This is a genomic window from Vibrio mediterranei (genome assembly GCF_013364395.1).
Classification (GTDB): Bacteria; Pseudomonadota; Gammaproteobacteria; order Enterobacterales; family Vibrionaceae; genus Vibrio; species Vibrio mediterranei.
The window spans coordinates 149137-170246 of sequence record NZ_JABXGK010000004.1 but is presented as its reverse complement, the minus strand read 5'-3'; the positions used below and the strand labels follow the sequence as shown (position 1 = coordinate 170246).

The 21110-nt window shown below is 46.1% G+C and carries 16 protein-coding genes and 4 tRNA genes; 18 read left to right on the top strand and 2 right to left on the bottom strand.

Going from position 1 to position 21110, the window contains the following annotated elements:
- The first annotated feature begins 41 nt into the window (after positions 1–41).
- Together murB and birA are read left to right on the top strand one after the other, a co-directional pair.
- Positions 42–1076 carry a UDP-N-acetylmuramate dehydrogenase gene (gene murB, locus HOP38_RS15470; protein ID WP_006074985.1) on the top strand — a complete coding sequence of 345 codons (1035 nt, stop codon included), beginning with the start codon at positions 42–44 and terminating at the stop codon, positions 1074–1076.
- Positions 1073–2032: a bifunctional biotin--[acetyl-CoA-carboxylase] ligase/biotin operon repressor BirA gene (gene birA, locus HOP38_RS15465; RefSeq protein WP_198558439.1), complete on the top strand. Its 960-nt coding sequence runs from the start codon at positions 1073–1075 to the stop codon at positions 2030–2032. Before murB ends, birA begins: the two co-directional genes overlap by 4 nt.
- Before the next feature lie 148 nt (positions 2033–2180).
- Here birA and coaA read toward each other — a convergent pair whose 3' ends face one another.
- A complete protein-coding gene (coaA, locus tag HOP38_RS15460) occupies positions 2181–3104 on the bottom strand; it encodes a type I pantothenate kinase (protein WP_006074988.1) in 924 nt (307 codons plus the stop codon).
- A gap of 212 nt (positions 3105–3316) precedes the next feature.
- Between coaA and HOP38_RS15455 the strand changes: the two genes are divergently transcribed.
- From HOP38_RS15455 to rpoC, 13 genes are all read left to right on the top strand, one after another.
- A tRNA-Thr gene (locus HOP38_RS15455) sits at positions 3317–3392 on the top strand.
- A 48-nt stretch (positions 3393–3440) separates the two neighbouring features.
- Positions 3441–3525, top strand: a tRNA-Tyr gene (locus tag HOP38_RS15450).
- 35 nt (positions 3526–3560) lie between these two features.
- A tRNA-Gly gene (locus HOP38_RS15445) sits at positions 3561–3635 on the top strand.
- A gap of 13 nt (positions 3636–3648) precedes the next feature.
- A tRNA-Thr gene (locus HOP38_RS15440) sits at positions 3649–3724 on the top strand.
- 137 nt (positions 3725–3861) lie between these two features.
- Entirely contained in the window at positions 3862–5046 is a 1185-nt protein-coding gene (tuf, locus tag HOP38_RS15435) for an elongation factor Tu (protein ID WP_062462317.1), read from the top strand.
- A 300-nt stretch (positions 5047–5346) separates the two neighbouring features.
- Positions 5347–5724 (top strand): preprotein translocase subunit SecE, encoded by a 378-nt coding sequence (secE, locus tag HOP38_RS15430; protein ID WP_031496664.1) that lies wholly within the window; start codon positions 5347–5349, stop codon positions 5722–5724.
- A 13-nt stretch (positions 5725–5737) separates the two neighbouring features.
- Complete coding sequence (gene nusG / locus HOP38_RS15425; protein ID WP_031496663.1) at positions 5738–6286, top strand: transcription termination/antitermination protein NusG; 549 nt, start codon at positions 5738–5740, stop codon at positions 6284–6286.
- 165 nt (positions 6287–6451) lie between these two features.
- The gene (rplK, locus tag HOP38_RS15420; RefSeq protein WP_008078231.1) at positions 6452–6880 is read left to right on the top strand and encodes a 50S ribosomal protein L11; all 429 of its coding nucleotides are present in this window, start codon (positions 6452–6454) and stop codon (positions 6878–6880) included.
- Between the two features lie 4 nt (positions 6881–6884).
- A complete protein-coding gene (rplA, locus tag HOP38_RS15415) occupies positions 6885–7586 on the top strand; it encodes a 50S ribosomal protein L1 (RefSeq protein ID WP_031496662.1) in 702 nt (233 codons plus the stop codon).
- A 259-nt stretch (positions 7587–7845) separates the two neighbouring features.
- Positions 7846–8340, top strand: a complete 495-nt coding sequence (gene rplJ, locus HOP38_RS15410; protein ID WP_038231063.1) for a 50S ribosomal protein L10 — start codon at positions 7846–7848, stop codon at positions 8338–8340.
- Positions 8341–8399: 59 nt separating this feature from the next.
- Complete coding sequence (rplL, locus tag HOP38_RS15405; RefSeq protein ID WP_031493851.1) at positions 8400–8768, top strand: 50S ribosomal protein L7/L12; 369 nt, start codon at positions 8400–8402, stop codon at positions 8766–8768.
- 249 nt (positions 8769–9017) lie between these two features.
- Entirely contained in the window at positions 9018–13043 is a 4026-nt protein-coding gene (gene rpoB, locus HOP38_RS15400; RefSeq protein ID WP_006071304.1) for a DNA-directed RNA polymerase subunit beta, read from the top strand.
- Positions 13044–13130: 87 nt separating this feature from the next.
- Positions 13131–17333, top strand: a complete 4203-nt coding sequence (gene rpoC / locus HOP38_RS15395) for a DNA-directed RNA polymerase subunit beta' (RefSeq protein WP_006071303.1) — start codon at positions 13131–13133, stop codon at positions 17331–17333.
- 248 nt (positions 17334–17581) lie between these two features.
- Here rpoC and rsd read toward each other — a convergent pair whose 3' ends face one another.
- Complete coding sequence (gene rsd / locus HOP38_RS15390) at positions 17582–18070, bottom strand: sigma D regulator (protein WP_198558438.1); 489 nt, start codon at positions 18068–18070, stop codon at positions 17582–17584.
- Between the two features lie 164 nt (positions 18071–18234).
- Here rsd and nudC point away from each other — a divergent pair, with 164 nt between their 5' ends.
- The 3 genes from nudC (at position 18235) to HOP38_RS15375 (ending at position 21018) form a co-directional block, all read left to right on the top strand.
- Entirely contained in the window at positions 18235–19008 is a 774-nt protein-coding gene (gene nudC, locus HOP38_RS15385; RefSeq protein ID WP_124941201.1) for an NAD(+) diphosphatase, read from the top strand.
- A 309-nt stretch (positions 19009–19317) separates the two neighbouring features.
- Positions 19318–20385, top strand: coding sequence for a uroporphyrinogen decarboxylase (gene hemE, locus HOP38_RS15380; protein WP_006071299.1), 1068 nt, complete (start codon positions 19318–19320; stop codon positions 20383–20385).
- Positions 20386–20487: 102 nt separating this feature from the next.
- Positions 20488–21018: a DUF4136 domain-containing protein gene (locus HOP38_RS15375; protein ID WP_096444373.1), complete on the top strand. Its 531-nt coding sequence runs from the start codon at positions 20488–20490 to the stop codon at positions 21016–21018.
- The last annotated feature ends 92 nt before the right edge of the window (positions 21019–21110 follow it).

Genomic DNA, 21110 nt, shown 5'->3' with positions numbered 1-21110 from the left:
AAGGATAGAATAGCGGCAGTGTAAGCCATCAATGAATGCCCATGCAAACTGAAAACAATGCCCAACTTCGCCCATTTCACACCTTTGGTATCTCACAGCAGTGTCAGGTGCTAGTAGAAGCTGAATCGGTCGACGACCTAATTGCGATTTACCAAAACCCAGACTGGCAAGCGCTACCTAAACTGATGTTAGGTAAGGGCAGTAACATGTTATTTACGGAGCCTTATCAGGGCGTTGTTATCATTAATCGATTGCAAGGTATTTCGTACTCCAGCTCAGAGACTGAACATCTTTTGCATGTATCAGGGGGTGAAGACTGGCCGAGTTTGGTGGAATGGTGTGTAGAGCAGGGTTACGCTGGTGTTGAAAATTTGGCTTTAATCCCTGGCTGTGCTGGTAGCGCACCTATTCAGAATATTGGTGCTTATGGCATAGAGCTCCAGCAAGTATGTGATTATGTGGAGTACCTTTGTTTAGACAGCTATACCATAAAGCGGCTGTCTAATAATCAATGTCGTTTTGGTTATCGTGACTCCATTTTTAAGCACGAGCTGAAAGATAAGGCGCTCGTGACCGCCATTGGCCTTAAGCTAAACAAAACATGGCAGCCTATATTAAGTTATGGTCCGTTACAGTCTCTTGACCCAGAAACGACCACGCCAAAAGAAGTGTTTGATGTGGTCGTGAATGTGAGAAAAGAGAAGCTGCCAGATCCAGCTGTGACTGGCAATGCTGGAAGTTTCTTTAAAAACCCGATTGTCAGTATCGAACAGCATGAAACGCTCAAAGCGCAATACCCAGCGCTAGTGGCGTATCCATCGGGTGACAAGATGAAGTTGGCTGCTGGTTGGCTTATCGATCAGTGTGGTCTGAAAGGGCATACTCAGGGTGGCGCCATGGTGCATCCTAAACAGGCTCTTGTATTGGTGAATGCCAATAATGCCAAGGCGGAGGATATTGTTAACCTTGCCGCTTATGTCCGCGACTGTGTGCTGAAGAAATTTAATGTAGAGCTTGAGCATGAGGTACGCTTTATGGGTGCTCAACAAGAAGTGTATTTAAAGGAGCTGCTATGAGAGAGCATCATGTGAAATTAGTGATTTTAGAGCAGCTTTCTCAAGGCGGATTTCACTCGGGTGAGATGTTGGGTGAGCAGCTGGGTATTTCTCGTGCCGCTGTAAGTAAGCACATTAAAGGCATTCGTGATTGGGGGGTTGATATCTTTCGCGTTCAGGGGAAAGGCTATCAACTAGCGGCCCCTATGGAACTGTTGTCCAAAGAGAAACTATCGCGAACTGTTACCTCACCATTTGAGTTGATTCCTATTATCGACTCTACCAATCAATACTTACTCGACAAACAAAACAGCTTAGAGTCGGGTGCGGTGTGCATTTCTGAGTACCAGTCTAAAGGCCGTGGCCGCCGTGGCCGCCAATGGGTATCACCATTCGGTAGTAACCTTTATCTCTCCATGTATTGGAAGTTAGAAGCAGGAATGGCAGCGGCGATGGGGTTGAGTCTGGTGATTGGCGTGGCGATAGTTGAAGCCTTGGAACAACTTGGGATTGATGGTGTAAAACTTAAATGGCCGAATGACCTGTATTTTAATGACAAGAAGTTAGCCGGCATTTTGGTTGAAATGTCAGGCCAAGCTGGTGGCGCGGCAAACCTAGTCATGGGTATGGGTATGAATCTAAATATGAGTGAACAAGTAGAAGGCATCGATCAGCCTTGGACCTCACTCAATGAAGTGGCAGACAAACCATTTAGCCGTAACGATTTGGTGGTGGCCTTTATCAAGGCTTGGCAGAACGCTCTAGAAGATTACGAAATGTGTGGCTTACACGGTTTTGTTGAACGTTGGAATCGTCATGATAACTTTTTGGATCGAGAAGTTCGTCTGGTGATGGGCAATCGAGACATTCAAGGTATTGTGCGCGGCATCGATGCCACTGGCGCCGTTTTACTGGAAACAGAAGCGGGCATTCAACCATTTATTGGTGGTGAGATCTCTCTGCGTAAACTGAACTGATGTGGCTTAACTTATCACTAATTTAGCAACTTCACTCACTACATCAAATATTGTCACCATACTACATATGGTCACCACACCGCATGTTGTCATCCCTGCGTAGGCAGGGATCTACCTTTGGCGCACACAACCTCTCGTCAAAAACAGCCTACTTCCTCAAATAAACCGTCTCAACATTATGATCTTTACCTTTCTGTAAAATCAATTGAGCTCGCTCTTTGGTTGGCAAGATATTCTGCACTAAGTTAATCCCATTAATCGATGCCCAAATATTCTTCGCTTTGGTTTTCGCTTCTTGTTCATTTAACTGGGTATAGTGGCTGAAGTAAGAGCCAGGCTTAGTAAAGGCGCCTTGGCGGAATTTCATAAAGCGCTGCACATACCAGTTTTCAATGCGTTCACTGTCTGCATCGACATACAAAGAAAAATCGAGAAAATCAGAGATAAACACGCGATGTGGATCGTGAGGGTAGTCCATGCCACTTTGCAGGACATTGAGACCTTCGATGATTAGCACGTCAGGTAGGTCGACGACTTTCTGCTCATCAGTAATATCGTAAGTTAAGTGTGAATAGACGGGAGCGACAACGTTACGCTTACACGCTTTGACATCGGAAACAAACTGCACCAAGCGACGCATATCATAGGACTCGGGAAAGCCCTTTTTCGCCATTAACCCTTTTTCTAACAGTACCTTATTAGGATGAAGGAAACCGTCAGTCGTAATAAGTTCTACCTTAGGGTGGTTTTCCCAGCGACTGAGTAACGCTTTTAGCAAGCGAGCCGTGGTACTTTTCCCGACCGCAACACTACCGGCAATACCAATAATGAATGGTGGCGTATGGTCACTTTGTCCCAAGAACTCTTGAAGAACGGAGTTGCGACTCTGTCTCGCGGCAACGTACAGGTTAAGCAGACGAGAAAGAGGCAAGTAAACATCAGTGGCTTCCTGTATCGTCAGGTTTTCATTAATACCCTGAAGCTCTTTCAGATCATCTTCTGTTAATGTCATAGGGACAGCGTTGCGAAGTGCAGACCACTGCTCGCGACTAAATGACATAAAAGGGCTCATAACTCACCTAACTTAAGGTTTCCATACACGTAGAGTGCTGAACATACCTGAACAAAGGGATAAATCAAATATTTCATGCGACACAGCGTGCGTAATCCCCCGAAATGTGTACAAAAAGTCGTCAAAAAGGAAGAATGTGTGAAAAAACGAAATTTTTTTTGATTTAACGGTTGCATCAGCAAGATTCATTCAATAGAATGCGCTCCACTTATGCCGACTTAGCTCAGTAGGTAGAGCAACTGACTTGTAATCAGTAGGTCACCAGTTCGATTCCGGTAGTCGGCACCATTTTCACTTTGCCTAGGGCAATGATGACGAAAATGGTAAGTAAAATTTGGGGGGGTTCCCGAGTGGCCAAAGGGAGCAGACTGTAAATCTGCCGGCACTGCCTTCGATGGTTCGAATCCGTCCCCCCCCACCATATTCTTTAGGGAATAGCTCTCAGAGTTACGTGTTGCGGGCATCGTATAATGGCTATTACCTCAGCCTTCCAAGCTGATGATGCGGGTTCGATTCCCGCTGCCCGCTCCAACTCATTTAGAGTGCTGATATAGCTCAGGTGGTAGAGCGCATCCTTGGTAAGGATGAGGTCGGCAGTTCGAGTCTGCCTATCAGCACCAGCTCTCAAAGCAATATTTCCTTTTGATACTTTCTTTTGCCTCAACTATGTTTAGAGGCTAAGAGAAGCTTTATTACCAAGATTTTTTGGTTGCGTGGTCTTCAAAGCCACCTAAATCCGTACCTAGAGGGACAACTCATGTCTAAAGAAAAATTTGAACGTACGAAACCGCACGTAAACGTTGGTACTATCGGCCACGTTGACCACGGTAAAACAACTCTAACAGCTGCAATCTGTACTACTCTTGCAAAAGTGTACGGCGGTGAAGCGAAAGACTTCGCATCTATCGATAACGCTCCAGAAGAGCGTGAGCGCGGTATCACAATCGCAACTTCTCACGTTGAGTACGATACTCCAACTCGTCACTACGCACACGTAGACTGCCCAGGACACGCGGATTATGTTAAAAACATGATCACTGGTGCTGCGCAAATGGACGGCGGTATCCTTGTAGTTGCTGCTACTGATGGTCCAATGCCTCAAACTCGTGAGCACATCCTACTAGGCCGTCAGGTTGGTATTCCTTACATCATCGTATTCATGAACAAGTGTGACATGGTTGATGATGAAGAGCTTCTAGAGCTAGTTGAAATGGAAGTTCGTGAACTTCTATCTGAGTACGATTTCCCAGGTGATGACCTACCAGTTATCCAAGGTTCTGCACTAGGCGCACTAAACGGCGAAGAGCAGTGGGAAGCGAAAATCGTTGAGCTTGCAGAAGCACTAGACTCTTACATCCCAGAGCCAGAGCGTGCAGTAGACCAACCGTTCCTACTACCAATCGAAGACGTATTCTCGATCCAAGGTCGTGGTACAGTTGTAACTGGTCGTATCGAGCGCGGTATCCTACGCGTAGGTGACGAAGTAGAAATCGTAGGTATCAAAGAGACTACAACTACTACTTGTACTGGTGTTGAGATGTTCCGTAAGCTTCTTGACGAAGGTCGTGCTGGTGAGAACGTTGGTGCACTTCTACGTGGTACTAAGCGTGACGAAGTTGAGCGTGGTCAAGTTCTTGCAGCTCCTGGCTCAATCAACCCACACACTAAGTTCGAGTCAGAAGTATACGTACTTTCTAAAGACGAAGGCGGCCGTCATACTCCGTTCTTCAAAGGCTACCGTCCACAGTTCTACTTCCGTACAACTGACGTAACTGGTGACATCTCTCTACCAGAAGGCGTAGAAATGGTAATGCCAGGTGACAACATCCAAATGCAAGTTGAGCTAATCGCTCCAATCGCAATGGACGAAGGTCTACGTTTCGCTATCCGTGAAGGTGGCCGTACAGTAGGTGCTGGTGTTGTTGCTAAGATCTTCGACTAATTCTTCGAATTGTCGCAAGCTCTGGGAAAATCTTTGAATAAGATTTGACTAAGCAATGCTAAAAAGGGCATCATTTGATGCCCTTTTTCTGCGCTACTATATATAGAGGCGCAAAATTCATTCAGTGACTGCTCATTGTATGAATTTAGAAAGGATTTTAAGGGTTGAGTTGGAAAGTAATTTCTACCTGAGCCTTTGGCTAAAATGTTGGTTTGACTCAAATTTAATCAACATTAAAGGAATAAGCCCTGCAGCAGCGGGGTTGTTGTCGTCTAGTTAGACTTGTCACAGGTTGGTTTTATGAAAGCAAACGCTGAAACTCCTGATAGCTCAAATGCAGCAGATGTAATGAAGTGGATTGTCGCTTTTGCTCTGCTAGCCGCCGCTGTTGTGGGTAATTACCTGTATGGAGAACTTTCTGTAGTTCTTCGCGCTGCAGGTGTAGTTGTATTGATTGCTGCGGCACTTGGTGTAGCAGCTACAACAACAAAAGGTAAGGCAGCGATCACGTTCGCACGTGAAGCTCGCGTAGAAGTTCGCAAAGTAGTTTGGCCTACACGCCAAGAAACAATGCAAACTACGCTGATTGTCCTTGCAGTAAGTATTGTAATGGCGCTTGCGTTATGGGGTATCGACGGCATTATGGTTCGTCTTGTTGCATTCATAACCGGGTTATAGAGGGTGTTAATTCATGAGTGAAGCTCCGAAAAAACGCTGGTACGTAGTTCAAGCCTTTTCTGGTTTTGAAGGACGTGTGGCTCAGTCTCTTCGCGAACATATTAAAATGCACGCAATGGAAGAGTACTTTGGCGAAGTGCTAGTACCGACTGAAGAAGTTGTGGAAATGCGCGCAGGCCAACGCCGTAAAAGCGAGCGTAAGTTCTTCCCAGGCTACGTTCTTGTTCAGATGATCATGAACGATGAGTCTTGGCACTTAGTACGCAGTGTGCCACGTGTCATGGGCTTCATTGGTGGTACCTCTGACCGTCCTGCACCTATCACTGATAAAGAAGCTGACGCTATCCTAAATCGTCTAGAGAAGGCTAGTGAAGCTCCTCGTCCAAGAACAATGTTCGAAGCGGGTGAAGTGGTACGTGTCAATGAAGGTCCATTTGCTGACTTCAACGGTACTGTTGAAGAAGTGGATTACGATAAGAGCCGCGTAAAAGTGTCTGTATCGATCTTTGGTCGTGCAACACCAGTTGAGCTTGAATTCGGTCAAGTGGATAAGCTTGACTAATACTCGATTTTAAAGAGTATAAAAAATCACCTTTTTAGGGTTGAATAGGGCGCGAATTATGCTTATAATTTCGCGCCTTTTTACAGCACTGGTTGTAGAAAGTTTTATCAAAACACGGGGAGCTTTCCACTCGGATAGCGTTTGAACCCAAAATTAGGAAATATCATGGCTAAGAAAGTTGAAGCTTATATCAAACTGCAAGTTGCAGCTGGTATGGCAAACCCAAGTCCACCGGTTGGTCCTGCTCTAGGTCAACACGGTGTGAACATCATGGAATTCTGTAAAGCGTTCAACGCAAAAACAGAATCTATTGAGAAAGGTCTACCGACTCCAGTAGTTATCACTGTTTACAACGACCGTTCTTTCACGTTCGTAACTAAGACTCCACCTGCTGCTGTTCTTCTTAAGAAAGCTGCTGGCGTTAAGTCTGGTTCAGGTCGTCCTAACACTGAAAAAGTGGGTACAGTGACTGACGCTCAAATCCAAGAAATCGCAGAAACTAAAGCTGCTGATATGACTGGTGCTGACATTGAAGCGATGAAGCGTTCTATTGCGGGTACTGCTCGTTCAATGGGCCTAGTGGTAGAGGGTTAAGATCATGGCAAAACTTACTAAGCGTATGCGCGTTATCCGCGAAAAAGTTGAAGTAACTAAAGAATACGAAATCAACGAAGCTGTAGCTCTTCTTAAAGAACTAGCAACTGCTAAATTCGTTGAGTCTGTAGACGTTGCTGTTAACCTAGGCATCGATGCTCGTAAATCTGACCAGAACGTACGTGGTGCAACTGTACTACCTCACGGTACTGGCCGCGAAATCCGCGTTGCAGTGTTCACTCAAGGTGCAAACGCTGAAGCAGCTAAAGAAGCTGGCGCAGACATCGTTGGTATGGAAGATCTTGCTGAGCAAGTTAAGAAAGGCGAAATGAACTTCGACGTAGTTGTTGCTTCTCCAGATGCAATGCGTGTTGTTGGTCAACTAGGTACTATCCTAGGTCCTCGCGGTCTTATGCCAAACCCTAAAGTTGGTACTGTAACTCCTAACGTTGCTGAAGCTGTTAAGAACGCTAAAGCTGGTCAGGTTCGTTACCGTAACGACAAAAACGGCATCATTCACACTACTATCGGTAAAGTGAACTTCGAAGCGAACCAACTACAAGAGAACCTAGAAGCTCTACTAGTTGCGCTTAAGAAAGCGAAGCCGTCTTCAGCGAAAGGTACTTTCCTGAAGAAAGTAAGCATCTCTACTACTATGGGTGCTGGTGTTTCTGTAGATCAATCTACACTAAACACTCAAGCTTAATTGCTTGCATAGGCGCAGAAATTATGTATAATTTTGCGCCTATCAAATTTGTGGTTGGGGCTGAAACTCCTTAAGGAATTTAGCCTCCGTCCAAGACCGTAGGCGTTCTGAAAAGAACTTAATCATACCTACGTAGATGGTGCCAGACTGAAAGGAAGTTGAACTTTACGTTTATCTTTCTTCTGGAAAAAGCACCGTATGAACTCCCAAAATCGTGAAGATTTCGGGTGGTGTAAAAACAACCAGGAGTAAATCCAAGATGGCTTTAAACCTTCAAGACAAAAAAGCAATTGTTGCTGAAGTCAACGAAGCAGCCAGTGGTGCACTTTCTGCAGTTGTAGCTGACTCTCGTGGCGTTGAAGTAGGCGCGATGACTTCTCTACGTAAACAAGCGCGTGAAGCGGGTGTTTACATGAGAGTTGTTCGTAACACTCTAGCACGCCGTGCAGTAGAAGGTACTGAGTATGAGTGTCTAACTGACACTTTCACTGGTCCAACTCTACTTGCATTCTCTAACGAGCACCCAGGTGCTGCAGCGCGTCTTTTCAAAGACTTCGCTAAAGAGAACAAAGAATTCGAGATCAAAGCTGCTGCATTTGAAGGCGCGGTTACTGATGCTGAAGTACTAGCGACACTACCAACTTACGACGAAGCAATTGCACGCCTAATGATGTGCATGAAAGAAGCTTCTGCAGGCAAGCTGGTACGTACTATCGCTGCACTACGCGACCAGAAGCAAGAAGAAGCTGCTTAATCAGCTTGCTTTTTACTGGTTGCAAAATAAACTTATTGTTGACTTAAAAGAGAATTGTTATGTCTATTACTAACGAGCAAATCCTAGACGCAGTTGCAGAAATGTCTGTAATGCAAGTTGTTGAGCTTATCGAAGCTATGGAAGAGAAATTCGGCGTATCTGCTGCAGCTGCTGTTGTAGCTGGCGGTGCTGCTGGTGGCGAAGCTGCTGCTGAGCAAACTGAATTCGACGTAATCCTAACTGCTGCTGGCGGTAACAAAGTTGCTGTTATCAAAGCGGTACGTGGCGCAACAGGTCTAGGCCTTAAAGAAGCTAAAGGTCTTGTAGACTCAGCTCCAGCACCTCTAAAAGAAGGCGTTGACAAAGCTGAAGCTGAAGCTCTTAAAGCTCAGCTAGAAGAAGCTGGTGCTTCTGTTGAAGTTAAGTAATTATTACTTAATTTCTTAGCCTAACAGGCTAATGGCTGGTGGTTTATTGACCACCGGCCTTTTTGCGCTGTAGGGCGTAGATGAATTTTCCTGCTGTTTAAGCATCTACGCACCATGCAAAAAACGTTGCTCGACGCTTGAGTTAACGTCACTACAGTAAACAGTTGTTAGTCACTGCCCCATACTCCACCTTAAGTAACTAGGATGGACGGGCAGTTTGGGTCACTTATCAGCGAGCTGAGGAACCCCATGGTTTACTCTTATACCGAGAAAAAGCGCATCCGTAAGGACTTTGGTACTCGTCCACAAGTTTTGGACATTCCATACCTGCTATCGATCCAGCTCGATTCGTTCGACAAATTTATCGAACAGGATCCTGAAGGACAATATGGACTTGAAGCTGCTTTTCGTTCTGTATTTCCGATTCAGAGCTATAACGGCAATTCTGAGCTGCAATACGTTAGCTACCGTCTTGGTGAGCCAGTATTTGACGTTAAAGAATGTCAAATTCGTGGCGTTACCTATTCAAAACCACTACGCGTAAAACTGCGCCTAGTTATCTTTGATAGAGACGCACCGGCAGGTACTGTAAAAGACATTAAAGAACAAGAAGTCTACATGGGCGAAATTCCGCTTATGACTGACAATGGTACCTTCGTTATCAATGGTACCGAGAGGGTTATCGTATCCCAGCTGCACCGAAGCCCAGGCGTGTTCTTCGACAGCGATAAGGGTAAGACTCACTCTTCAGGTAAAGTTCTTTATAACGCACGTGTTATTCCTTACCGTGGTTCATGGCTCGACTTCGAGTTTGACCCGAAAGATAACCTATACGTACGTATTGACCGTCGTCGTAAACTACCAGCATCGATCATTCTTCGTGCATTAGGTAAGACGTCGGAAGAAATCCTCGATATCTTCTTCGAAAAAGTAAACTTCGAAGTGAAAGACCAAACTCTACTTATGGAGTTGGTACCTGAGCGTCTACGTGGTGAGACTGCTTCATTCGATATCGAAGCCAATGGCAAGACTTATGTTGAGACTGGTCGTCGTGTTACTGCTCGTCACATCCGTCAACTTGAAAAAGATGGCGTTGAGTTCATTGAAGTACCTGTCGAGTACATCGTAGGTAAAGTAGCTTCTAAAGACTACATCAATGAAGCGACAGGTGAGATCATCGTTGGTGCAAACCAAGAGATCAGCCTAGAAGCATTAGCGAACCTATCTCAGGCAGGCGTTAAGAAACTAGAAGTTCTATTTACGAACGATCTAGACCACGGTCCGTTCATGTCTGACACACTACGTGTCGACAGCACGGTAGACCGCATCTCTGCGTTGGTAGAAATCTACCGCATGATGCGCCCTGGTGAGCCGCCAACAAAAGAAGCTGCAGAAGCACTATTCGAAAGCCTATTCTTCTCTGAAGAGCGTTATGATCTATCGACTGTTGGTCGTATGAAGTTTAACAGCTCTATCGGTCGTGAAGATGGCCTAGAGCAGGGTACGCTTGATGAGCAAGACATCATCGAAGTGATGAAGAAGCTTATCGCGATCCGTAACGGGATTGGTGAAGTTGATGATATCGACCACCTAGGTAACCGTCGTATCCGTTCTGTAGGTGAAATGGCTGAGAACCAATTCCGTGTTGGTCTTGTACGTGTTGAACGTGCAGTAAAAGAGCGTTTGAGCCTAGGTGACCTTGATGCAATCATGCCTCAAGACCTAATCAACGCTAAGCCTATTTCTGCGGCAGTTAAAGAATTCTTCGGTTCTTCACAGCTTTCTCAGTTTATGGACCAGAACAACCCGCTTTCAGAAGTAACGCACAAGCGTCGTATTTCTGCATTGGGTCCTGGTGGCCTTACTCGTGAGCGTGCTGGCTTCGAAGTACGTGACGTACACGTAACTCACTACGGTCGTCTATGTCCTATCGAAACACCTGAAGGTCCGAACATCGGTCTAATTAACTCTCTATCTGCGTTTGCGCGTTGTAACGAGTACGGCTTCCTAGAGACGCCATACCGTCGCGTTGTAGATGGTGTAGTAACTGACGAAGTTGATTACCTATCAGCAATCGAAGAAGGCCAATTCGTTATCGCACAGGCTAACGCTGCGCTAACTGAAGAAGGTACTTTTGCTGACGAGCTAATCACTGCACGTCAAAAAGGTGAATCTGGTCTTCACCCACGCGACCATGTTAACTACATGGACGTTGCGACAAACCAAGTAGTATCTATCGCTGCATCGCTTATCCCGTTCCTAGAACACGATGATGCGAACCGTGCACTGATGGGTGCGAACATGCAACGTCAGGCTGTTCCAACACTTAAGGCTGACAAGCCTCTAGTTGGTACTGGTATCGAGCGCAATGTAGCGGTTGACTCTGGTGTTACAGCAGTAGCTAAACGTGGCGGTACAGTTCAGTCTGTAGATGCTTCTCGTATCGTTATCAAAGTTAACGAAGACGAGCTGATCCCTGGCGAAGCAGGTATCGACATCTACAACCTAACTAAGTACACGCGTTCTAACCAGAACACTTGTATTAACCAGCGCCCAACTGTACTACCTGGTGAGCCAGTAGCACGTGGTGACGTTCTTGCTGATGGTCCTTCAACAGACCTTGGTGAACTAGCGCTTGGTCAAAACATGCGTATCGCGTTCATGCCTTGGAACGGTTACAACTTCGAAGACTCGATCTTAGTATCTGAGCGCGTAGTTCAAGAAGACCGCTTCACGACTATCCACATCCAAGAGCTTTCTTGTGTGGCACGTGATACTAAGCTGGGTTCTGAAGAGATCACAGCGGATATTCCAAACGTAGGTGAGTCTGCTCTGTCTAAACTAGACGAGTCAGGTATTGTTTACATCGGTGCTGAAGTTAAGGGTGGCGACATCCTAGTTGGTAAAGTAACGCCTAAAGGTGAAACTCAGCTAACTCCTGAAGAGAAGCTACTACGCGCGATCTTCGGTGAAAAAGCATCTGACGTTAAAGATACTTCACTACGTGTACCTAACTCTGTTTCAGGTACCATCATTGACGTTCAAGTCTTCACTCGCGATGGCGTAGAGAAAGACAAGCGTGCTCTAGAAATCGAGCAAATGCAGCTGAAAGAAGCGAAGAAAGACCTAACTGAAGAATTCCAGATTCTTGAGGGTGGCCTTCTAAACCGTGTGAAAGCTGTATTACTTCAAGGTGGTTACTCTGACGCTAAACTAGATACTATCGATCGTAAGAAGTGGCTAGAACTAACGCTAGAAGACGATGCACTGCAATCTCAGCTTGAGCAACTTGCAGAGCAGTACGACGAGCTACGTGCAGACTTTGATAAGAAGTTTGAAACTAAGCGTCGTAAGATCACTCAAGGTGATGACCTAGCGCCTGGCGTTCTTAAGATTGTTAAAGTTTACCTAGCGGTTAAACGTCGTATCCAGCCTGGTGATAAGATGGCGGGTCGTCACGGTAACAAGGGTGTTATCTCTAAGATCAACCCTGTTGAAGACATGCCTTACGATGAGAAGGGTCAACCTGTCGACATCGTACTTAACCCACTGGGTGTACCTTCGCGTATGAACATCGGTCAGATCCTTGAGGTTCACTTAGGTCTGGCAGCGAAAGGTATCGGTGACAAGATCAACCAGATGGTTAAAGAGCAGCAAGAGCTAGCGAAATTCCGCGAATTCCTGCAGAAGGTTTACGATCTAGGTGGTACTCGTCAGAACGTTGATATTGCATCTCTGTCTGATGACGAAGTACGTACTCTGGTTAAGAACCTACGTGGCGGTCTACCGATTGCTACACCTGTCTTTGACGGTGCGTCTGAGAAGTCTATTAAAGAACTTCTAAAACTGGGTGACCTACCAGAATCTGGTCAGCTAACTCTGTTTGACGGTCGTACTGGTGATGCGTTTGAGCGTCCTGTAACTGTAGGTTACATGTACATGCTGAAACTGAACCACCTTGTTGATGACAAGATGCACGCTCGTTCAACTGGTTCGTACAGCCTAGTAACTCAGCAACCACTTGGTGGTAAAGCTCAGTTCGGTGGTCAGCGTTTCGGTGAGATGGAAGTATGGGCACTAGAAGCATACGGTGCAGCATATACGCTTCAAGAAATGCTAACGGTTAAGTCTGATGACGTTAACGGCCGTACGAAGATGTATAAGAACATCGTCGATGGTAACCACAGCATGGAACCTGGCATGCCAGAATCGTTCAACGTACTGTTGAAAGAGATCCGCTCGCTAGGTATCAACATCGAGCTAGAAGACGAATAATCCATCAGGATTATCTGGTAGAAAAGGGGCTCGCGCAGGTTTGCTGACCAAGCGAGCACCTTTTTAAACTCCTTACAGGAGCTGATTGTGAAAGACTTATTAAACTTTCTAAAAGCACAGCATAAGACCGAAGAATTTGATGCAATCAAAATCGGTCTATCTTCACCAGACATGATTCGTTCATGGTCTTTTGGTGAAGTTAAAAAACCTGAGACGATCAACTATCGTACGTTCAAACCTGAGCGCGATGGTCTGTTCTGTGCGCGTATTTTTGGTCCAGTTAAAGACTACGAATGTCTTTGTGGCAAATACAAGCGTCTGAAACACCGTGGTGTTATCTGTGAGAAGTGTGGCGTTGAAGTAACGCAAACTAAAGTTCGTCGTGACCGTATGGGCCACATCGAGCTTGCGTCTCCTGTCGCTCACATCTGGTTCCTAAAATCGCTACCATCTCGTATCGGTTTGCTAATGGACATCCCGCTACGTGATATCGAGCGTGTTCTTTACTTCGAAATGTACGTAGTAACTGAACCAGGTATGACGGATCTAGAAAAAGGTCAGATGCTAACTGAAGAAGAGTATCTTGATCGTCTAGAAGAATGGGGTGACGAATTCACTGCTAAGATGGGTGCAGAAGCGATCAAAGATCTGCTTGCCACTATGGACATGCACGCTGAAGCAGAGATGATGCGCGAAGAACTTGAGTCTACTAACTCAGAAACTAAGCGTAAGAAGATCACTAAGCGTCTGAAGCTAGTTGAAGCGTTCATTGCATCAGGTAACAACCCTGAGTGGATGATCCTAACTGTGCTTCCGGTTCTTCCGCCAGATCTACGTCCTCTAGTACCACTAGATGGCGGTCGTTTTGCAACGTCTGATCTGAACGATCTATACCGTCGTGTAATCAACCGTAACAACCGTTTGAAGCGTCTTCTAGAGCTAGCGGCTCCAGACATCATCGTACGTAACGAAAAGCGTATGCTGCAAGAGTCTGTTGATGCCCTCCTAGATAACGGTCGTCGCGGTCGTGCAATTACAGGTTCGAACAAGCGTCCTCTGAAATCTCTTGCTGATATGATCAAGGGTAAACAAGGTCGTTTCCGTCAGAACCTACTTGGTAAGCGTGTAGACTACTCTGGCCGTTCTGTAATCACAGTAGGTCCATACCTTCGTCTGCACCAGTGTGGTCTTCCTAAGAAGATGGCACTAGAGCTATTTAAACCATTTATCTACAGCAAGCTAGAAACTCGTGGCATGGCGACGACAATCAAAGCAGCTAAGAAGATGGTAGAGCGCGAAGAAGCGATCGTTTGGGATATCCTAGACGAAGTAATCCGCGAGCACCCAGTACTATTGAACCGTGCACCAACACTTCACCGTCTTGGTATCCAGGCGTTCGAACCAGTACTAATCGAAGGTAAAGCGATTCAGCTACACCCACTAGTGTGTGCGGCGTATAACGCGGACTTCGATGGTGACCAAATGGCGGTTCACGTGCCTCTAACTCTAGAAGCACAGCTTGAAGCTCGTACACTGATGATGTCGACAAACAACATTCTGTCGCCAGCGTCAGGTGATCCGATCATCGTACCTTCTCAGGACGTTGTATTGGGTCTTTACTACATGACTCGTGAAAAGATCAACGTGAAAGGTGAAGGTATGTACCTTGCTGGCCCTGAAGAGGCTGAGAAGGCATACCGTACTAAGAGCGCAGAGCTACACGCTCGCGTTAAAGTACGTATCACTGAAACGGTAGTGGACGAAGATGGCAACAGCACAACAGAAACGAAGATGGTCGATACGACTATCGGTCGTGCAATGCTGTGGCAAATCGTTCCTGCAGGTCTTCCATACAGCTTGGTAAACCAAAAGCTAGGTAAGAAGCAAATCTCTAACCTACTTAACGAGGCTTACCGTAAGCTGGGTCTGAAAGATACAGTAATCTTTGCTGACCAAGTGATGTACGCAGGTTTTGCATACGCTGCACTTTCTGGTGTATCAGTTGGTATCGATGACATGGTTGTACCTCAAGCGAAGTACGACGAAATCGAATCAGCGGAAGAAGAAGTTCGCGAAATTCAAGAACAGTTCCAATCTGGTCTTGTAACTGCGGGTGAGCGCTACAACAAAGTGATCGATATTTGGGCATCGACCAACGATCGCGTAGCGAAAGCGATGATGGACAACCTTTCATCTGAAACGGTAATTAACCGTGAAGGTGCGGAAGAGCAACAAGAGTCATTCAACAGCATCTATATGATGGCTGACTCGGGCGCTCGTGGTTCTGCAGCTCAGATTCGTCAGCTAGCTGGTATGCGTGGTCTGATGGCTCGTCCAGATGGCTCAATCATCGAAACACCGATCACTGCGAACTTTAAAGAAGGTCTAAACGTACTTCAGTACTTTATCTCAACGCACGGTGCTCGTAAGGGTCTTGCGGATACGGCACTGAAGACAGCGAACTCGGGTTACCTAACTCGTCGTCTAGTAGACGTTGCTCAGGACGTAGTTGTTCACGAGCACGACTGTGGTACGCACGAAGGTATCGATATGATGCCTCATATCGAAGGTGGTGACGTTAAAGTTGCACTTTCTGAGCTAGCGCTTGGTCGTGTAGTTGCTGAAGACGTTCTTAAGCCAGGTACTGAAGATGTTCTGATTCCACGTAACACTCTAATTGATGAGAAGTGGTGTCAGATCATGGAAGATAACTCTGTAGATAGCATGAAAGTGCGCTCAGTAGTTACCTGTGATGCAGACTTCGGTTGTTGTGCACAGTGTTACGGTCGTGACCTAGCACGTGGTCACCTAGTGAACCAAGGTGAAGCAGTGGGCGTTATCGCTGCTCAGTCTATCGGTGAACCGGGTACACAGCTTACGATGCGTACGTTCCACATCGGTGGTGCGGCATCTACTGCAGCAGCAGAGAACAGCATCCAGGCGAAAAACACAGGTTCTGTGAAGCTTCACAACGCTAAGTTTGTTATCAACAAAGATAAGAAACTGGTTATCACCTCTCGTGCGTCAGAAATGACGATTATCGATGAGTTTGGCCGTACTAAAGAGAAGCACAAACTTCCTTACGGTTCATTGCTAACTAAAGGTGATGGCGATGCAGTTCAAGCTGGTGAAACAGTAGCGAACTGGGAAGCGCACACGCTGCCAATCATTACTGAAGTAGCGGGTCGTATCCAATTCGTAGACATGATCGATGGCGTAACTGTTTCTCGTCAAACAGATGACCTAACAGGTCTATCTTCAAGCGAAGTAACAGAAGCAGCCGCTCGCCCAGCAGCAGGTAAAGATATGCGTCCAGCTATCAAACTTGTTGATGAGCATGGTAAAGACGTAATGATCGCAGGCACAGAAATGCCAGCACTTTACTTCCTACCAGGTAAAGCGATTGTGAACATCGAAGATGGCGCAGAAGTAGGTGTGGGTGACACGTTAGCACGTATCCCACAAAAATCTGGCGGTAACAAAGATATCACCGGTGGTCTACCTCGCGTTGCGGACCTATTCGAAGCTCGTAAACCAAAAGAGCCAGCAATTCTTGCTGAGCACTCTGGTACCGTTTCATTCGGTAAAGAGACGAAAGGTAAGCGTCGTCTAATCATCACTCGTGATGGTGGCGATAACTACGAAGAGATGATTCCTAAGCATCGTCAGCTAAACGTGTTCGAAGGTGAGCGCGTTGAGCGTGGTGACGTAATCGCTGATGGTCCAGAAACTCCGCATGACATTCTACGTCTGCGTGGTATTCACGCTGTGACTCAATACATCGCGAACGAAGTTCAAGAAGTATACCGTCTACAGGGTGTAAAGATTAACGATAAGCACATCGAGACTATCGTTCGTCAAATGCTACGTAAGTGTACAATCACGCATGCAGGTGACTCTGAGTTCCTACCAGGCGAGCAGGTTGAATACTCAAGCGTTAAGATCGCAAACCGTCAGCTAGAAGCTGAAGGCAAAGAACTTGTACGTTTTGAGCGTGACCTACTAGGTATCACTAAGGCATCTCTAGCAACAGAATCGTTCATCTCTGCGGCATCGTTCCAAGAAACGACGCGCGTACTAACAGAGGCAGCGGTATCTGGTAAGCGTGATGATCTACGTGGTCTGAAAGAGAACGTTATCGTGGGTCGTCTGATCCCAGCTGGTACTGGTTTTGCGTATCACCAAGACCGTCAAGCTAAGCGTGACGAAGCTCAGGAAGGTCCATCAGCTGAACAAGCGACGGATAACCTAGCTGCGCTTCTAAACGCAGGTTTCTCTTCTGACGAGTAATCGTAGAAAGAAATGACAAAAGGCGCCGAAAGGCGCCTTTTTTGTATCTGAATTATCGCTCTATCGCCATTTCTGTGCAGATGGGAATCTAGCTGAGACTTGGTGTTAGTGGTGATTAGACCCCTGCCTTCGCAAGGGTAATGAAAGTCTAGGATGACGATAATATAGAAGGTGAAGACGCAACAGGACAGACCCACCTTGCGGGCCTGTCAAAGCTATAAGCCTACTGCTGCTTACAACAGCGTCCTCTATGCCCCTGGAGGAATCGCTAAACTATCAGCAATCAGTTGGATCAGCTTATCTTCTACCGCAAAGCGTAACTCTAATATCTCCCCAACTTTTGACATATCCTGTTCGAAGTTAGGCATCTCATCATCCACTTTCTTGTACTTATCGTTGAATTCAAGCAGTGGGTCAGTGGTCAGGACAATCTTGGCGTAAGCGGCATCAATCTCATCGTTGGTCTTGAAGCCAGTCGCTTTCCACTTATCCATGACCATATCGTAGATCTTAAAATGACCTTCAGAGATATAGTCGACAAGATGGTCGCAAAAGGAACCGATGTCTTTAGGAGAAGGCAGCTCGACGACGTTGGATTGAGCTTGAGAAGGTTGTAGAGAACCAAGCTTACAGTATTCGACGATAAGCGCTTGGCGAGTTTCTAGCCAGTGGTCGATGACTTCGCTGGAGCCACCCCATTGTTCTTGTACTTGTTTGAATTTATTTAACATGACCATGTCCTCATGATCGGGACCGCAATAGGCAGTCTCTAGCTTTGTAATGACAAAGAGTTACTGAGAATTCGTTTCTCATGGTACCAGAATTAGAATTTCGTTTTTCTAGCTGGTATGAATTTAGATTGCCAGTAAAATGGTCGAACTGCAAGCAATGAGGATTCATGATGTTAAAAAAAAGTGAAAACCATATTCATCAAGCTTATTGGTGTGTGGTGTCAGGGAACGAATTATGGCTTGTAGACGGTGAGGTGCCGCAAGGTTCGGCGGAGCAATTTCAACTCCCAGCGGCGCAGGCTATTCAGGTTGGAGAGTTTGAAGGTACACCAGTAATGTGGCTCAATGATGCAGACCTAGACGGTGAGCGACCACTTACTTCTTTACGTGAGTTACTGCATTTACCAGAGGCGCTTTTCTACCAGTTATCCAAAGCTATCCAATATGGCTACATGAGTCAGTCGATGCGATTTTGCCCTCAATGTGGTGGACGAAATCATCTCAATCACAATCAACTGGCTATGCAATGCCAAGATTGCCGAACGCTACATTATCCACGAATTTTCCCATGCATTATTGTGGCGGTCCGCAAAGGGTCGCAGATTCTATTAGCTCAGCATAATCGCCATGCAGGCGGCATGTATACCGTGATTGCTGGGTTTTTAGAAGTGGGCGAAACCCTAGAAACATGTGTCGCGCGCGAAGTGGAAGAGGAAACGGGCATTAAGGTGGGGAACATTCGCTATTTCGGCAGCCAACCTTGGGCGTTTCCATCAAGCATGATGATGGCGTTTTTGGCTGATTATGAGAGTGGTGAAATTAAACCTGACTTCTCCGAGCTGAAAGATGCGCAGTGGTTTGAAACCAATGCACTGCCTCTAGTGGCACCAGAAGGGACCATTGCCCGAGCATTGATCAATGCCACGGCAGAGCAAGTTAAGTAGGATAAAAAAAACCCTCCGCAAGCGGAGGGGGTAAGTAAGATGTCGTTATGAGATGCTGAGTGCGATACTCAGTTGTATTATTGTAATTTTCGCTAGCAAACAAACTTTTAACATTCCTATTAATGGGTTGCAAATTCGCTATTAGATTGGTCATTAATAATATGATCTGGCTTGCAAAGTGACTCTTTTTTGAGCGTTCAAGCATAAGACCGGATAGCCCTCAAATTTTGGTAAAAGAATTGTTATCTATGGCTGCACACGGTCAACGATTAGCGTTAAACTAACGCCTTTCGAATTGGAGAAAAAAGAATGACGGAATTAAAGAACGATCGCTATCTTCGAGCGTTGTTAAAGCAACCTGTAGATTACACACCAGTATGGATGATGCGCCAAGCAGGACGTTACCTGCCTGAGTATCGCGAAACACGTGCTGTGGCTGGTGACTTTATGTCTTTGTGTAAGAACGCCGAGTTAGCATCTGAAGTGACGCTACAGCCGCTTCGTCGTTTCCCACTCGACGCTGCCATTCTGTTTTCTGACATCCTGACTATTCCAGATGCGATGGGCTTAGGTTTACACTTTGAAGCGGGTGAAGGTCCTAAGTTTGAACGTCCTATTACTTGCAAAGCAGACGTCGACAAAATTGGTTTACCTGATCCAGAAGGCGAGCTGCAATATGTCATGAATGCAGTACGTCAAATTCGTAAAGACTTGAATGGCGATGTACCACTTATCGGTTTCTCTGGCAGTCCTTGGACGCTGGCGACATACATGGTTGAAGGGGGCAGTTCGAAAGCCTTCACTAAGATCAAAAAGATGATGTACGCAGAGCCACAAATTCTGCACGCACTACTGGATAAGTTAGCGGACAGTGTTATTGAGTACCTTAATGCGCAAATTAAAGCGGGTGCCCAATCGGTTATGGTATTTGATACATGGGGCGGTGTATTGACACCTCGTGATTACAACTTGTTCTCACTTCAGTACATGCACAAGATTGTTGATGGTCTTATACGTGAAAACGACGGTCGTCGCGTTCCAGTAACGCTATTTACTAAGAATGGCGGTATGTGGCTTGAACAAATCGCAGCGACAGGCTGTGACGCAGTAGGTCTAGATTGGACGATTAACATCGCGGACGCTAAAGCGCGTATCGGCGACAAAGTAGCACTGCAAGGTAACATGGACCCATCAATGCTTTACGCTCAGCCAGAGCGCATTCGTGAAGAAGTTGCGACCATTCTGGAAGGCTTCGGTGATGGTGGCACTGGTCACGTCTTCAACTTAGGCCATGGTATTCATCTAGATGTGCCACCTGAAAATGCAGGTGTATTTGTTGAAGCGGTGCACGAGTTATCTAAACCGTATCACAAGTAAATCAAGTTAATGTTTTTTTTAAAGCCGTCATCTTAAGCAGATGACGGCTTTTTTTCTATTTTTGACTAAGCTAAACAGAGGCACTCGTTAAGAGGACTGATTATGTTTAAAGTGGTCACCCCATTCCTTACTTCGCTGCTCTTTCTCATTGGTTGCGCCTCTGATGTGGCGACGGATTACGACTCAAGTACTAACTTCTCAGCATTCAAAACCTATCAATATCAAGAAAACAGTGCAGATCCTGTTAGCCTTGATGGAGCCCGCATCAAAAAAGCGGTCGACAATGAAATGGCATTGCGAGGACTGACGCTGGTGGATAAAGATGCCGATGTGCTGGTGTATTATGACATCCTAGAAGGTACAGAGTTGTTGGCGGACGGGCCAAGTTTTGGTTTCGGTATCGGGTCAGGTGGATACAACAGTGCTTATGGAGTAGGGGTACGGACGCCAACTCGAGTGAAAGAGAAGAAGTTCGGTAAACTGAGCGTTGAGCTTATTGATGCCAAATCGAACGATGTGGTATGGCGCTCGGTGTCACAGCGCCAATTGACTGAAACCATGGAGCCCGCAGATAGAGATGTGTTTGTGCAAGAGCAGGTGCACAAGATGTTCGAAGAATACCCTACGAAATAGTTTATCTGTCTCAGGTGGCTTACTGCATACGTCATTCCACTAGCTGCGAGTGGTGTGACTGTTCTTTAGTATGACTGATTCACAACTCACGT